The sequence below is a fragment of the Nonomuraea sp. NPDC047529 genome (assembly GCF_040642995.1).
GTDB lineage: Bacteria > Actinomycetota > Actinomycetes > Streptosporangiales > Streptosporangiaceae > Nonomuraea.
In genome coordinates this window covers 208,111-220,740 of the sequence record NZ_JBEYTJ010000001.1, presented here as the reverse complement: position 1 = coordinate 220,740, position 12,630 = coordinate 208,111, and the positions used below count along the sequence as shown (strand labels likewise).

Below are 12,630 nucleotides of genomic sequence, written 5' to 3'. Positions count from 1 at the left end.
CCGACCGGGCAGGGCTAACAACGTCGAGATCGCCTTCACCTCGACCACATTTCCTGACTCAACCGGATCGAGGCCCAGCTCGCAGCCCTGCGCCACTTCGCCCTCGACGGCACCGACCACTCCATCCAAAGGCGCAGGGCAGCGTGATCCGCTGCTATGCCATCTGGCGGAACTGGCACGCCCGAGACGAGCTCCTGCGCAGGGCCATCAGCAAACGACTCCTGACGAACTACGCCCCGGAATCAGCTCGGCGCGGGCCGCGGGGTTGTGTTCCGCATGAAGGCGCTGAGACTGCGGGCCTCGCGGACGCCAGCCAGTTGCGCCAAGCTGGAATTCTCGTCTCGGCCTATTCCGTAGGACCTGCTGAGCTCCTTCCACAGGGAAGGCGGGGGGAGGGCCCAACTACCGCACCCCCGTGATCCAATACAGCCTGACCGGCACCTTCAGCGATCTCGACGAGCTCACCAAGGGCCTCATCCACCAGGCCGACCTCTTCGCAGCCATGATCGACCTGATCTCCGGAGAAACGGCTGCGCACCTCGGCTAATATCCGCACCACCCATGAAGATCTACAAGTGGAGCAACCGCTGAACCGAGACGACCTCCTCACGCTCCTCGACACGGCAACCGGAGCATGCAGAGCGGCCAGCGCCGCTCTCGCCGACAACGGCCAGTTCACTATCTGGGACGGAGACGTGCCAGCATCCGAACTGGCCACGACCTACAGGCGACGACTCCGCCTCACCACGAAACAAGGCGCCCGGACCCAGGCCCTCCAGCAGACGGTCGACACCCTCAACAGCCTCGATCATTCCCCAATCCGACTCGGCTCCATCACCTCAGCCGACCGGACCTGGAACTACATCCTGTTCCTCACGCCGGACACCACCAAGGTCATAGCCTGCACCGGAGTTCGTCGGGGAGGATCCGAGAATGACTGAACTGACAGACATGCGCGAGCGCGAATACTTCAAGCAGTTCGCCAGGCGCACCGGCATGTTCATCGGACGCCCATCGCTGAAGGGCGTGACGGCGTTCTTGATCGGCTACGACCAGGATGCCCGCCGACATGGCGGACCTGGGCTCGACGGCTGGCGCGAATGGCTGATGGCCCGCTATCAAGTCGGCCCCAGTCTCGCCTGGGAGGCCCAGATCCAACAGATCGCCCTCGGCGAGGCAGAAGTCAGACCGGACCTCACTCCGGAAGAGGAGACCCAAGTCACCGACGTCCTCTTCGAGCTGCTCGACAAGTTCCTGGCCGACCAGGAACGAGCACACCACAAGCCACAGCCTTGAGCAGAACCGCACCCACTGATCGGATTGAGCCGCGGCCCCCACCCGCAGACGTGACCGAACCGATCACACAGTCACGGGTGACAGAAAGTCTGCCTATGTGACAACTACCGTGCCTCGGCTCACTCGCCTGACCCATTCCGAGGCTCCGGTTCCCGCCGATAACAGATGGGAACCGCCATCCATAGCTGGGGTCGCAGGCAACCGACCACGGGATGTGGGCCGACTGCTACGAGATGATCGTCCTGGAAGGCTGCGGCGGCGGGGGCACAACGACCTACGCCACAACGCTCGCCCGTCTACGGCCCGCTGCTGCCCGGCCGCTGCCGCCTCACCTTGTCACAGACCGCCGAAGTGCTCGGTATGGTGGCCGCTCGCCGAGGCGTTCTCATCCACCTCACCGCCAAGCCGAAGCAGATCGATGCCCGCCTTCTGCCCCGTAGCGGAACGGCACCTGCCCCTTGACGAGCAGCGGACGCTCATCGCCCGATACGTCACGGTGTTCGCGGACCCAGACTCGGCCTCTGGAAGTCCTCACCGTGGACAACGAACAGGCGGCTTGACACGACGTATGAGTCCGGCGAAGCAGGGCGAACGTCGCCCGACGCGGCACTAGCCTCTGCCCCTTCGACATCCGTGGCCCAAAGTTCAATTGGGCGCCGGGCTGGGTGATTTTTGGGACTGCCTGGGGTCGCTAACGGTTACGTGATCGGGTTCAAACCACTAACGCCACGCTAACGAATGATCAAGGGCCTGACCGCTGTCTCCAGCGATCAGGCCCTTGACCTGCAACTACAATGTCGGGGTGGCGGGATTTGAACCCACGACCTCTTCGTCCCGAACGAAGCGCGCTGCCAAGCTGCGCTACACCCCGATGCACGCCCGTCTTGCGCGTGCTTGAGAAAGTCTAGCGGACTTCGCGGGTACTCGTGACCGCCTCAGCGTCGCGGGACCAGCGTGAGCAACGACGCCTCCGGGAAGCACGCGAAGCGGGCAGGTGCGTACGGCGAGGTGCCGAGGCCGGCGGACACGTGCAACCAGGCGCTTTCGTGCCGGCTCAGGCCCTTCACGCGGGCGCGGTCGATGCCGCAGTTGGTGACCAGGGCGCCGTAGAACGGGACGCAGAGCTGGCCGCCGTGGGTGTGGCCGGCGAGCAGGAGCTGGTAGCCGTCGTCGGCGAAGCGGGTCATGTTGCGGGGCTCGGGGGAGTGCATGACGCCGAGGCGGAGGTCGGCGTCGGCGGGGGCCGGGCCGGCGACCAGGTCGTAGCGGTCGCGGGAGATGTGGGAGTCGTGGATGCCCGCCACCGCGACGTCGAGGTCGCCGATCTTGATGCGGGCGGTGGTGTTGTTCATGTCCAGCCAGCCCTCGGCGGCCATGCCGGCGCCCAGCTCCTCCCACGGGAGGTTGGGGATGTGCTGGCGGCGGTCGTTCTTGGACGTACGCCAGAGGTAGCGGGCCGGGTTCTTGGGCTGGGGGGCGTAGAGGTCGTTGGACCCGTAGACGAACAGGCCGGGGCGGGACAGCAGGGGCTCCAGGGCGTGCAGGAGCGCGGGGACCGCTTCCGGGTGGGCGATCGAGTCGCCGGTGTTGACCACCAGGTCGGGCTCCAGGGCGCCCAGGGAGCGCACCCAGTTGATGAGCATCGTGCGGTTGGGGGTCAGGTGCAGGTCTGAGAGGTGCAGCACGCGTACGGGACGCCGGCCGCGCTCCAGCACCGGCACGTCGAAGCGGCGCAGACGGAACCAGTTGCGCTCCACGACGGAGGCGTAGCCCAGCCCGGCCAGGCCGAGACCGATCATGGACAGGGGCACTGCGACGGCTTTCCTCACGTACTCATGATGCCTGACAACGGGCACGAGGCGTCCCGGCAGACGGCAAGATGGACCGCATGAGCGCAATGAAGGACAAGCTGAAGGCCGATCTCACGGCCTCGATGAAGAGCCGGGACGAGGTGCGTCTCCGGACGATTCGTATGGCTCTGGCGGCCGTGAACGTCGAGGAGGTGGCGGGCAAGCAGGCCAGGGAGCTCAGCGATGACGAGGTCATCAAGGTGCTGACCAAGGAGGCCAAGAAGCGGCGCGAGGCCGCCGAGGCGTTCCAGAACGCGGGACGCACCGAGCAGGCCCAGGCCGAGCTGGACGAGCAGGCCGTGCTGGAGGAGTACCTGCCGGCGCAGCTCTCCGACGAGGAGCTGGCCCAGATCGTCGACGCCGCCGTGGCCGAGACCGGCGCGTCGGGGCCGCAGGCCATGGGGCAGGTCATGAAGGTGGTCAACCCCAAGGTGGCGGGCAAGGCCGAGGGCGGCCGCGTCGCCGCCGCCGTACGCGCCCGCCTGACGGCCTGACCTCCGCTGCCCGCTGAGCGCCCCCGTAAGGCCGGTCGGCGTCTCTGAGGCTGAGGGCCCCGGAAGCTGGAGCGTCGCTGAGGGGCCCCGAGAAGGTTGTGGGGCCTCCTGGGGGCCCATCCCGGGGCGGGAAGCGGGCGGAGACGTCTAGAAGCCGCGTAGCGCCCTTAGGGGGCGATGGGAGGCCGCGCCGAAAGCGGCGGCCGGCCCCTGGGACGGGTGCGGTCAGAGCCGGTCCGGGAGCGGCGGCCGGTCCCTGGGACGGTGAGGTCGGGGGCCGGGCTGGAGGCGGGTCAGGGGCGGGTTCGGGTCGCCGGGATGGTGAGGCCGGTGTTGGCGTGGCCGCCAGGCCCGTCGCCCAGCCCCTGCCAGTCACCCGGCCCCGGCCCGTCACCGCGCCCGCCGTCGCCGCCGTCCCCCCGGTCGTTGCGGTCGCCGAAGAAGTCCTCGAACGGGTCGCCGCCGCCCGGCCGCCCGTCCTCCTCGTGCTTCTTCTTCTTTTTGGGCTTCGGCGCGCACTTGTCGGAGCAGCCGCCGAAGCGCGAGTGGTCCACGGACGTGAACTTCGTCGGCTCCACCCCCTTGAGCGCCTGCATCATGGCCTGCTTCCAGATGGGCCCGGAGATGGACGCGCCGTACACGTACGGGAAGTAGCGCCCCCCGATCGTGACGCCGATCAGCTTGTGGGTGGACGCGCCGCGCGGGTCGCCGAGGCTGACGGCGGAGGCCAGGTTCGGCGTGTAACCGGCGAACCAGGCGGACATGTAGTCGTCGGTCGTCCCGGTCTTGCCGGCCGCGTCCCGTCCGATTCCGCCCACCTCGCGCATCGTGCCCTTGGTGAACACACCTGACAGGATGCCGCTGACCGCGTCGGCGACCTCCTCCTCCATGACCTGCGAGCACTTCGGCTTGTACTGCTTGGCGTTGCCGTTCCTGTCCTTGATCTCGGTGATGGCCAGCGGCTTGCAGTACTGGCCGCGCGAGGCGAACACCGCGTAGGAGTTGGCGATCGTCACCGGGTCGACCTCGTTGACGCCCAGCGTGAACGTCTCGACCTCGCGCAGCTTGTCGCCGTCGGCGCGCTTGACGCCGAGGCGCTTGGCGAGCTTGACGACCTTGCAGAGCCCGACCTCCTGCTCCAGCTTCAGGAAGAACGTGTTCACCGAGCCCCACGTGCCGCTCTGCAGGGTCTTGAAACCGCCGCCGCCCTCGCTGGAGTTGTGCGCGGTGTGCGAGGGGTCGCCGACGTTGTCGCCCTTGCAGTCCTTGAACGAGTTGTAGCCGCCGGCGGTGAACCCGGCCGGCGCGGGGAAGCCGTCCTCGTACTTGAGGCCCTCCTCAAGGGCGGTGGCCAGCGTGTACGCCTTGGCCGTCGAGCCCTGCTGCAACCCGCGCCCGCCGCCGTGCGCCGCGTCGGCCACGATGTTGTAGCTCATCTCGTTCTTCTTCTTGCTACCGCCGAACTTGCGCGAGGCCGCCATCGCCTTGATCTCGCCGGTGCCGGGCACGACCATGGCCTGCGCGGCCACGGGCTTGTCCTTGGGGCTGACGTACTTCTTGATGGCCTTCTCGGCGGCCTTCTGCATCTTGGGGTCGAGCGTGGTCTTGATCGTCAGGCCGCCACGCTGGAGCAGCTTCCTGCGCTCGTCCTCATTCTTGCCGAAGTCCTCGTTGCCGAGGATCTCGTACTGGACGTAGAGGCAGAAGTACGGGAACTTGCTGGCCTCGCAGCCGCCGGGGAACTTGACGTCCTTGTAGCCGAGCTTCTTGGCCTTGGCAGCGGTGGCCTCGGGCCAGGTGATCTTGCCGATCTGGGCCATCCTGTCGAGCACGGTGTTGCGCCGCAGCAGCAGCCGTTCGCGCGCCTCGGGGCCGACGTTGGGGTCGGTGCGGGCCGGGTTCTGGACGGCGCCGGCCAGCGTGGCGGCCTCGGACAGGTTGAGCTCGGAGGCGGGCTTGTCGAAGAAACGCCTGGCCGCGGCCTGGACGCCGTGCGCGCCCGCGCCGAAGTAGGCGATGTTGAGGTACTTCTCCAGGATCTGCTGCTTGGTGTACTTGCCCTCGATCGCCATGGCGTACCGCAACTCCTGGAGCTTGCGGGACATCGTCGGCGCGATGGCCGCCTGCTGCTCCTCCGGCGTCTCGGCCTTGTTGACCAGCACCTGCTTGACGTACTGCTGGGTGATCGAGGAGCCGCCCTGCATGACGCCGCCGCCGGTGAGGTTCTTCACCAGGGCGCGGGCGGTGCCCTCGACGTCGATCGGGCCGTGGTCGAAGAAGCGGAAGTCCTCGATCGCGATCAGCGCGGTCTGCATGATGGGCGCGACCTTGTCGAGGGTCACGGACTGCCGGTTCTCGTAGTAGAACTGGGCGATCTGCTTGCCGTTGGCGTCGACCAGCTTCGTGCGCTCGGACAGGGGCGGCTCGTCGAGTTCCCTGGGCTTGAGGTCGAGCCCGTCCATGGCGCTCTTGGCCGACACACCCGCCCCGCCGACCGCGGGCAGCGCCACGGCTGCCGTCAGCACACCCGCCGCCGTCCCGGCGATGATCAGACGCAGGACGCTGAGGAGCGGGTGGGAGCGGTCTTTGCCCTTCGCTTGCACGCTCCTAAGGGTACGTCGAAACACTGTCCTTATCGGTAACACGACACCATTTCGCCTTGACTGGGAGGGGTGACTAGTCATTCCCGGTCAACAGTCCGGCGAGAAATTGGTCCTCTGGGGTCTGTCGGCCCGAACGTGAAGTTGCGTACGTTCTCCCTGCGGCAACTGAATACGGAGGCTCGGCGCCCGCGCCCGTCGGCCCCAAATGACGACTGACCACCTAAGGGGAGTGGGGTCGAAAAATGTGGATCACGGATTGGACCTCCCGTGCCGCCTGTAAGGGTGCGGACCCGGACGCGCTGTTCGTCCAGGGCGCCGCACAGAACAGGGCGAAGTTGATCTGTCGAGGATGCCCGGTCCGTACCGAATGCCTCGCCGATGCGCTGGACAACCGCATCGAGTTCGGGGTGTGGGGCGGTATGACCGAACGCGAACGCCGTGCGCTGCTCAGGCGCCGGCCCGACGTGGACTCGTGGCGTGACCTGCTCGAGTCCGCGAAGGAAGAGTACGAACGGACCAATGAGCTGATCGCGGGCTGATCGGGCCCGCGGAGGGAGAGCACGGCCGGCGCCGCCCGTCGGCCGTGCTTTCTCTACGCGCTCGCCAACAGGTTCCCGATCTGCCGCAACCCGGCCAGATCGTGGACATCTCCGGACATCGCACGTACCTGTGCCACGGGCACCGTGGGATGAGCCGAGACGAAATGCTCCTGCTCGCGGCTCTCGCGGGTGGCGAGTTGCATCCGGCCGGTGTGCAGCCGCAGCACAGCGGCCGTCAGCTCGTGTTCGCCCCTGGACTCCAGGTCCTCGGCCGCGGCGGCGCTGCGTGCCGCTGAGAGCGCCGAGCCGGGCGACACGTGCACCCGGTTCACCACGAGCCCGGCGAGGGGCATGCGCTCCTCGGCGAGCCGTTCCACGAAGTAGGACGCCTCCCTCATCGCGTCGCGCTCCGGCGCGGCCACCACAAGGAAGGCCGTGCCCGGCGCCTGCAACAGCTTGTACGTCATCTCGGCCCGCTGCCGGAACCCGCCGAACACGGCGTCCAGCGCGGACACGAACGTCTGCAGATCCTTGATCACCTGCGCGCCGAGCAGCTTGGTCATCGCCCCGGCCATCAACCCGAACCCGGCGTTGAGCAGCCGGAACGCGCTGCGCCCGCCCGCCTTGGCGGGGGCGGTCAGCAGCCGGATGAACCGTCCGTCGAGGAAGCGGCCGAGCCGCTCAGGCGCGTCGAGGAAGTCCAGCGCCGACCGGGAGGGCGGCGTGTCCACGATGATCAGGTCCCACTCGTCGGAGCGGCGGAGCTGGCCCAGCTTCTCCATCGCCATGTACTCCTGCGTGCCCGCGAAGCTGGAGGACAGCGACTGGTAGAAGGGGTTCGACAGGATCTGGCGGGCCCGCTCGGGGTCGGCGTGCGCCTCGATGATCTCGTCGAACGTGCGCTTCATGTCGAGCATCATGGCGTAGAGCTGGCCGCCGCCCTCGGGCGAGCTGACCAGGCGCGGGGTGTTGTCCAGCTCGGTCAGGCCCATCGACTGGGCCAGGCGGCGGGCCGGGTCGACGGTCAGCACGACCGCGCACCGGCCACGTTCGGCGGCGCGCAGGCCGAGGGCCGCGGCGGTCGTGGTCTTGCCGACGCCGCCGGAGCCGCAGCAGACGATGATCCGGGTGCCCTTGTCGTCGAGGATGGCGTCGATGTCCAGGGGGACGGGCTTCTTCACGCGGCTCCCCGGTGGGTGCGGAGGATGTCGGCCAGCTCGTACAGGCCGGCCAGGTCGACGCCGTCGGCCAGCAGCGGCAGCTCGACGCGCGGCAGGCCGGCCCCGGCCAGCGACTCGCGCTCGGCGTGCTCCAGCTCGGTGCGGCGGGCGTGCTCGACGACCTCCTCGGCGAGCGCCTCGGCCATGGCGGCGGCGTCGGAGGTGTCGGCGAGCCCGGCCGCCTTGAGCCCGAGCGCGAGCTCGCCCACGTCGAATCGGCCCTTGACAGCCATGTCAAGAGCGGCCTGTGGAAGCAGTGATTCACGGACCATGTTGATGAAAACGCAACCTGGCGGAAGCCCGGCCGAGCGCAATTCGCCGACTCCGTCGAGGGTCTCCTGCACCGGCATCTCCTCCAGGAGGGTCACGAAGTGGACCATCGTCTCCCTGGATTTCACGACGCCGTTCACCAGATCGGAGTGGTTCTTGATGGGCCCGACCTTGGCCAGGCCGGCGACCTCCTGGGTGACGTTCAGGAAGCGCGTGATGCGGCCGGTGGGCGGCGCGTCGAGGACGACGGCGTCATAGACCCGGCGGCCGTTCTTGCCGCGCCTGCGCACGGCCTCGGTGGTCTTGCCGGTGACCAGCACGTCCCGGAACCCGGGGGCCACGGTGGTGGCGAAGTCGACGATGCCCATCTTGGTCAGCGCGCGCCCGGCCCTGCGCATGCCGTAGAACATCTCCATGTATTCGAGCATGGCCTCTTCGGGATCGATGGCCAGCGCGTACACGTCGCCGCCGGAGGGCGCCACGGCGATCTTCCGCTCCTCGTAGGGCAGCGGCGGCAGGTCGAAGATCTGGGCGATGCCCTGCCTGCCCTCCACCTCGACGAGCAGCACCTTGCGCCCGCCCGCGGCCAGTGCGAGGGCGAGGGCGGCGGCGACGGTCGTCTTGCCGGTGCCGCCCTTGCCGGTGACGACGTGCAGCCGCACGTCGTCCCAGTCCGTGTCCGGAGAGTCCACGTTTCGAGGCTACCGAACGGTTACTTGTCGAAACCCGACGGCCACCGTTTGAGATTGCTCACATTGCGGTCATCGCCGCCCGGATGGGTGGGGTGACAGGCCAGGAAGCGGCTTTCCATGAGATCGTCATGCCATGAAGAAATGGGAGTACCTCACCGCTCCGGTGCTGATCCACAACACGAAGATGATCCTCGACAACTTCGGGTCCGACGGCTGGGAGCTGGTCCAGATCGTCCAGGGCGCCTCGTCCGAGCAGCTCGTCGCCTACTTCAAGCGGGAGAAGGCGTGACCCCCGAGGAGCGGATCGCCGAGCTCGGGTTCGAGCTGCCCCAGCCGGTGACGCCGCTGGCCGCGTACGTGCCGACCGCGCGCACCGGCGACCTCGTCTACACCTCCGGCCAGGTGCCCATGCTGGAGGGCAAGCTGCACCAGACCGGCAAGCTCGGCGTCGACCTCGGTGTCGACGAGGGCAAGGCGCAGGCCCGCATCTGCGTGCTCAACGCGCTGGCCGCGCTGAAGGCCGAGCTGGGCGAGCTGTCCAGGGTGCGCAGGATCGTCAAGGTCGTGGTCTTCGTGGCCAGCGCGCCGAGCTTCACCGAGCAGCCCCAGGTGGCCAACGGCGCCAGCGACTTCCTGGCCGAGGTGTTCGGCGAGACGGGCAAGCACGCCCGCAGCGCCGTGGGCGTGGCCGCGCTGCCGCTGGACGCCCCGGTGGAAGTGGAGCTGATCGCGGAGGTCTCCTGACCGGAGAGGGCTGATCGCGGAGGTTTCCTGACCGCGAGGATGTGTCACCATGACCGAGTGATGTTCTAGTAGGAGGTCAGGTGGCCGGTCTTCCCCTTCCCGACGAGCTCGCCGCGCGAGCCAGAGAGATCATCGCCGGGCGGCTCGCCCCCGCCCCGGCGCGTGACGCCGCCACGGTGGTGATCCTGCGCGGCTCGGGCCCGCGCGGCGGGCCCGAGGTCTACCTGCTCAGGCGCAAGTCCACGATGGCCTTCGCGGCGGGCGCCTACGTCTTCCCCGGCGGTTCCGTCGACCCGCGTGACACCGACCAGGCGGTGGCCTGGGCCGGGCCGTCCCCCAAGGAGTGGGGGGAGATCTTCTACGCCGGTGAGAACGTCGCCCGCGGCCTGGTGTGCGCGGCCGTGCGGGAGACGTTCGAGGAGTCCGGGGTGCTGCTGGCGGGGCCGGGGCCGGACAGCGTGGTCGAGGACACCACGGGCGACGACTGGGAGGCCGACCGGCTGGCGCTCATCGACCGGAGCCTGGCCTTCGCCGACTTCCTGGACAGGCGCGGCCTGGTGCTCAGGTCCGACCTGCTCAAGCCGTGGGCCCACTGGATCACGCCGGAGATCGAGCAGCGCAGGTTCGACACCCGGTTCTTCGTGGCGGTGCTGCCCGAGGGGCAGCGCACGCGTGACGTCGGGGGCGAGGCCGACCACGTGGTGTGGCGGCGGCCGGTCGAGGCGATCGAGCTGTGGCGCGCGGGTGAGATCTTCCTGATGCCGCCCACCTCCCACACGCTCACCGAGCTGGCCGGGCACGACAGCGTGGCCTCCGTGCTGGCCGAGGAGCGGGAGATCACGCCCATCCTGCCGGAGGCCGTGGAGGTCGAGGGGGAGATGAGGTTGATGACGCCGTGAGCGGACTGCACATCCCGCTCGGCACGCCTGACGGCTCCCGTACCGAGCACGCCGAGAACCTGCTCGCGCCCAATCCGTCCGCCATGACGCTCGACGGCACCAACACCTGGGTCATCGGCACTCGCGACGCGATCGTGGTCGATCCGGGGCCCGACGACGAGGCGCACCTGCTGCGCGTACGCGACCATCTGGGCGAACGGCGGGTCACCCAGATCCTGCTCACGCACGGCCACGCCGACCACAGCGGCGGCGCCAAACGCTTCGCCGAGCTGGTCGACGCCCCCGTACGCGCCCTCGACCCGCGCCACCGGCTGGGCGACGAAGGGCTCGGCGACGGCGACGTGGTCACGGTCGACGGCCTGGAGCTGCACGTCTACGCCACGCCCGGCCACTCGTTCGACTCGCTCTGTTTCTGGCTGCCGCAGGACCGGGCCATGCTGACCGGCGACACCGTCCTCGGCAGGGGCACCACGATCATCGCCCAGGACGGCGGACTGGGCGACTACCTGCGCAGCCTCGACCGGCTGAGGGCGGCGGCCGAGGGCCTGGGAGCGCGGGCGCTGCTGCCCGGCCACGGCCCGGTGCTGCCCGACCCGATCGCGGCCCTCGACGGCTACATCGCCCACCGGCGGCAGCGGCTCGACCAGATCAGGGCGGCGCGGGCACAGGGCGCGCGCACGCCGCGGGAGGTCGTCGAGATCGTGTACGCGGACGTCGACAGGTCGCTCTGGCCCGCCGCGGAGGTCTCCGTGCGGGCCCAGCTCGACTACCTGGAACGGTTGTAGAGCCGGTCCATGTCGAGGATGACCACGGCCTTGGCCTCGATGCGCAGCCAGCCGCGCTGGGCGAAGTCGGCCAGAGCCTTGTTCACCGTCTCGCGCGAGGCCCCGACGAGCTGGGCCAGCTCCTCCTGGGTGAGGTCGTGGTGCACGCGCATGCCGTCGTCGGTCTTGGTGCCGAACCGCTCCGCCAGGTCGAGGAGCTGCTTGGCGACCCGGCCGGGCACGTCGGTGAAGACCAGGTCGGCCAGCACGTCGTTGGTGCGGCGCAGCCGCTGGGCCAGGGCACGCAGCAGGTGCAGCGCCACCTCGGGGCGGCCGGTCAGCCAGGGGCGCAGGTCGTCGTGGCCCAGCCCGGCCAGACGCACGTCGGTCAGCGCCGTCGCGGTGGCGGTGCGCGGTCGCGGGTCGAACAGCGACAGCTCGCCGAACATCTCGCTCGGGCCGAGCACGCTCAGCAGGTTCTCCCGGCCGTCGGGCGAGGTGCGGGAGAGCTTGATCTTGCCTTCGAGCACGACGTAGAGCCGGTCGCCGGTCTCGTTCTCGTGGAAGAGGGTCTGTCCCTTGGACAACTGGACCTCGGTGATGCTCGTCCGCAGCGCCGCGGCGCTCTCGCGGTCGAGCGCGGCGAACAGGGGGGCCTTGCCCAGCACATCTTCGGTATTCACTCTGCCTCCTCTGCTGCCATTGTGACTCACCCCACTCCGGGCGGCACACACAGGCTATGGGAATGCCCGGGTTAGGCGTGGCTTGCCCTGGTGTGTGGCGCACTGAAGTGTATGAACAAATCGGGTGACCTGCTTACTTCCGCAGGAGGTCGTCCACCGAGGCGACGGCCGTCGCCATCGTGTGGCCCAGCAGGACGCGTACGACATGGGCCGCCGAAGGGCGGCCGGCGGGCTCCGGACGGCGGCACCGCTCGACGACGCCGCGCAGCGGATGCGGCAGCGCGCCGGACCCGCTCGCGAACCTCACCAGCTCCGCCCAGTCCCGCACGTCGTCGGCCGGGCCGCCGCGGCCGGGCGAGCCCTGCACGCCCACCAGCACCTGGCCGCGCGTGCCGAGCGCGACGTTGTCCGGGGTGAGCCGCAGGCCGGTCACGCCGTGGGCGTGCATCCTGGCCATGGCCGCCGCGCTGCCGAGCGCCACCCGGTGCAGCGCCGCGCCGCGCAACGGGCCGCCCCTGCGTACGAAGTCGGTCAGTGACTCGCCCTTGTGCTGATCGCCCATGGTCGCCGCCCTCC

At 69.1% G+C, this 12,630-nt stretch carries 15 protein-coding genes and 1 tRNA gene; 9 read left to right on the top strand and 7 right to left on the bottom strand.

What is annotated here, in order from left to right; all coding sequences use genetic code 11:
* The first annotated feature begins 415 nt into the window (after positions 1 to 415).
* From ABZ815_RS01155 to ABZ815_RS01145, 3 genes are read left to right on the top strand one after another with little or no spacing between them, the layout of a single operon-like run.
* Positions 416 to 547 carry a hypothetical protein gene (locus ABZ815_RS01155; RefSeq protein ID WP_357692626.1) on the top strand — a complete coding sequence of 44 codons (132 nt, stop codon included), beginning with the start codon at positions 416 to 418 and terminating at the stop codon, positions 545 to 547.
* A gap of 28 nt (positions 548 to 575) precedes the next feature.
* On the top strand, positions 576 to 941 hold the full coding sequence (locus ABZ815_RS01150; RefSeq protein WP_357692625.1) for a hypothetical protein: 366 nt from the start codon (positions 576 to 578) through the stop codon (positions 939 to 941).
* Complete coding sequence (locus ABZ815_RS01145) at positions 934 to 1,296, top strand: hypothetical protein (protein WP_357692623.1); 363 nt, start codon at positions 934 to 936, stop codon at positions 1,294 to 1,296. Before ABZ815_RS01150 ends, ABZ815_RS01145 begins: the two co-directional genes overlap by 8 nt.
* 797 nt (positions 1,297 to 2,093) lie before the next feature.
* Here ABZ815_RS01145 and ABZ815_RS01140 read toward each other — a convergent pair.
* Positions 2,094 to 2,167, bottom strand: a tRNA-Pro gene (locus tag ABZ815_RS01140).
* Between the two features lie 64 nt (positions 2,168 to 2,231).
* Positions 2,232 to 3,095 carry a metallophosphoesterase gene (locus ABZ815_RS01135; protein ID WP_357693535.1) on the bottom strand — a complete coding sequence of 288 codons (864 nt, stop codon included), beginning with the start codon at positions 3,093 to 3,095 and terminating at the stop codon, positions 2,232 to 2,234.
* 89 nt (positions 3,096 to 3,184) lie between these two features.
* Between ABZ815_RS01135 and ABZ815_RS01130 the strand changes: the two genes are divergently transcribed.
* The gene (locus tag ABZ815_RS01130) at positions 3,185 to 3,640 is read left to right on the top strand and encodes a GatB/YqeY domain-containing protein (RefSeq protein ID WP_357692621.1); all 456 of its coding nucleotides are present in this window, start codon (positions 3,185 to 3,187) and stop codon (positions 3,638 to 3,640) included.
* A 293-nt stretch (positions 3,641 to 3,933) separates the two neighbouring features.
* Here ABZ815_RS01130 and ABZ815_RS01125 read toward each other — a convergent pair whose 3' ends face one another.
* Positions 3,934 to 6,243 carry a transglycosylase domain-containing protein gene (locus tag ABZ815_RS01125; protein WP_357692619.1) on the bottom strand — a complete coding sequence of 770 codons (2,310 nt, stop codon included), beginning with the start codon at positions 6,241 to 6,243 and terminating at the stop codon, positions 3,934 to 3,936.
* Positions 6,244 to 6,485: 242 nt separating this feature from the next.
* Here ABZ815_RS01125 and ABZ815_RS01120 point away from each other — a divergent pair, with 242 nt between their 5' ends.
* The gene (locus ABZ815_RS01120; RefSeq protein WP_090771382.1) at positions 6,486 to 6,782 is read left to right on the top strand and encodes a WhiB family transcriptional regulator; all 297 of its coding nucleotides are present in this window, start codon (positions 6,486 to 6,488) and stop codon (positions 6,780 to 6,782) included.
* Positions 6,783 to 6,835: 53 nt separating this feature from the next.
* Here ABZ815_RS01120 and ABZ815_RS01115 read toward each other — a convergent pair whose 3' ends face one another.
* Both ABZ815_RS01115 and ABZ815_RS01110 read right to left on the bottom strand, forming a co-directional pair.
* Positions 6,836 to 7,963 carry an ArsA family ATPase gene (locus ABZ815_RS01115; protein WP_357692616.1) on the bottom strand — a complete coding sequence of 376 codons (1,128 nt, stop codon included), beginning with the start codon at positions 7,961 to 7,963 and terminating at the stop codon, positions 6,836 to 6,838.
* Positions 7,960 to 8,964 (bottom strand): ArsA-related P-loop ATPase, encoded by a 1,005-nt coding sequence (locus ABZ815_RS01110; RefSeq protein WP_357692614.1) that lies wholly within the window; start codon positions 8,962 to 8,964, stop codon positions 7,960 to 7,962. The genes ABZ815_RS01115 and ABZ815_RS01110 overlap by 4 nt, the downstream gene beginning before the upstream one ends.
* 133 nt (positions 8,965 to 9,097) lie before the next feature.
* Between ABZ815_RS01110 and ABZ815_RS01105 the strand changes: the two genes are divergently transcribed.
* From ABZ815_RS01105 to ABZ815_RS01090, 4 genes are all read left to right on the top strand, one after another.
* Positions 9,098 to 9,253: a hypothetical protein gene (locus ABZ815_RS01105; RefSeq protein WP_357692612.1), complete on the top strand. Its 156-nt coding sequence runs from the start codon at positions 9,098 to 9,100 to the stop codon at positions 9,251 to 9,253.
* Complete coding sequence (locus ABZ815_RS01100) at positions 9,250 to 9,708, top strand: RidA family protein (protein ID WP_357692610.1); 459 nt, start codon at positions 9,250 to 9,252, stop codon at positions 9,706 to 9,708. Before ABZ815_RS01105 ends, ABZ815_RS01100 begins: the two co-directional genes overlap by 4 nt.
* An 80-nt stretch (positions 9,709 to 9,788) precedes the next feature.
* Positions 9,789 to 10,607 (top strand): NUDIX hydrolase, encoded by an 819-nt coding sequence (locus tag ABZ815_RS01095; protein ID WP_357692608.1) that lies wholly within the window; start codon positions 9,789 to 9,791, stop codon positions 10,605 to 10,607.
* Positions 10,604 to 11,392: an MBL fold metallo-hydrolase gene (locus ABZ815_RS01090; protein ID WP_357692606.1), complete on the top strand. Its 789-nt coding sequence runs from the start codon at positions 10,604 to 10,606 to the stop codon at positions 11,390 to 11,392. The genes ABZ815_RS01095 and ABZ815_RS01090 overlap by 4 nt, the downstream gene beginning before the upstream one ends.
* On the opposite strand, the gene ABZ815_RS01085 is transcribed toward ABZ815_RS01090, so the two are convergent.
* Complete coding sequence (locus tag ABZ815_RS01085; protein WP_125644033.1) at positions 11,374 to 12,054, bottom strand: Crp/Fnr family transcriptional regulator; 681 nt, start codon at positions 12,052 to 12,054, stop codon at positions 11,374 to 11,376. The two genes, ABZ815_RS01090 and ABZ815_RS01085, sit on opposite strands and share 19 nt — an antisense overlap.
* 133 nt (positions 12,055 to 12,187) lie before the next feature.
* Complete coding sequence (locus tag ABZ815_RS01080) at positions 12,188 to 12,616, bottom strand: hypothetical protein (protein WP_357692604.1); 429 nt, start codon at positions 12,614 to 12,616, stop codon at positions 12,188 to 12,190.
* Between the last annotated feature and the right edge of the window lie 14 nt (positions 12,617 to 12,630).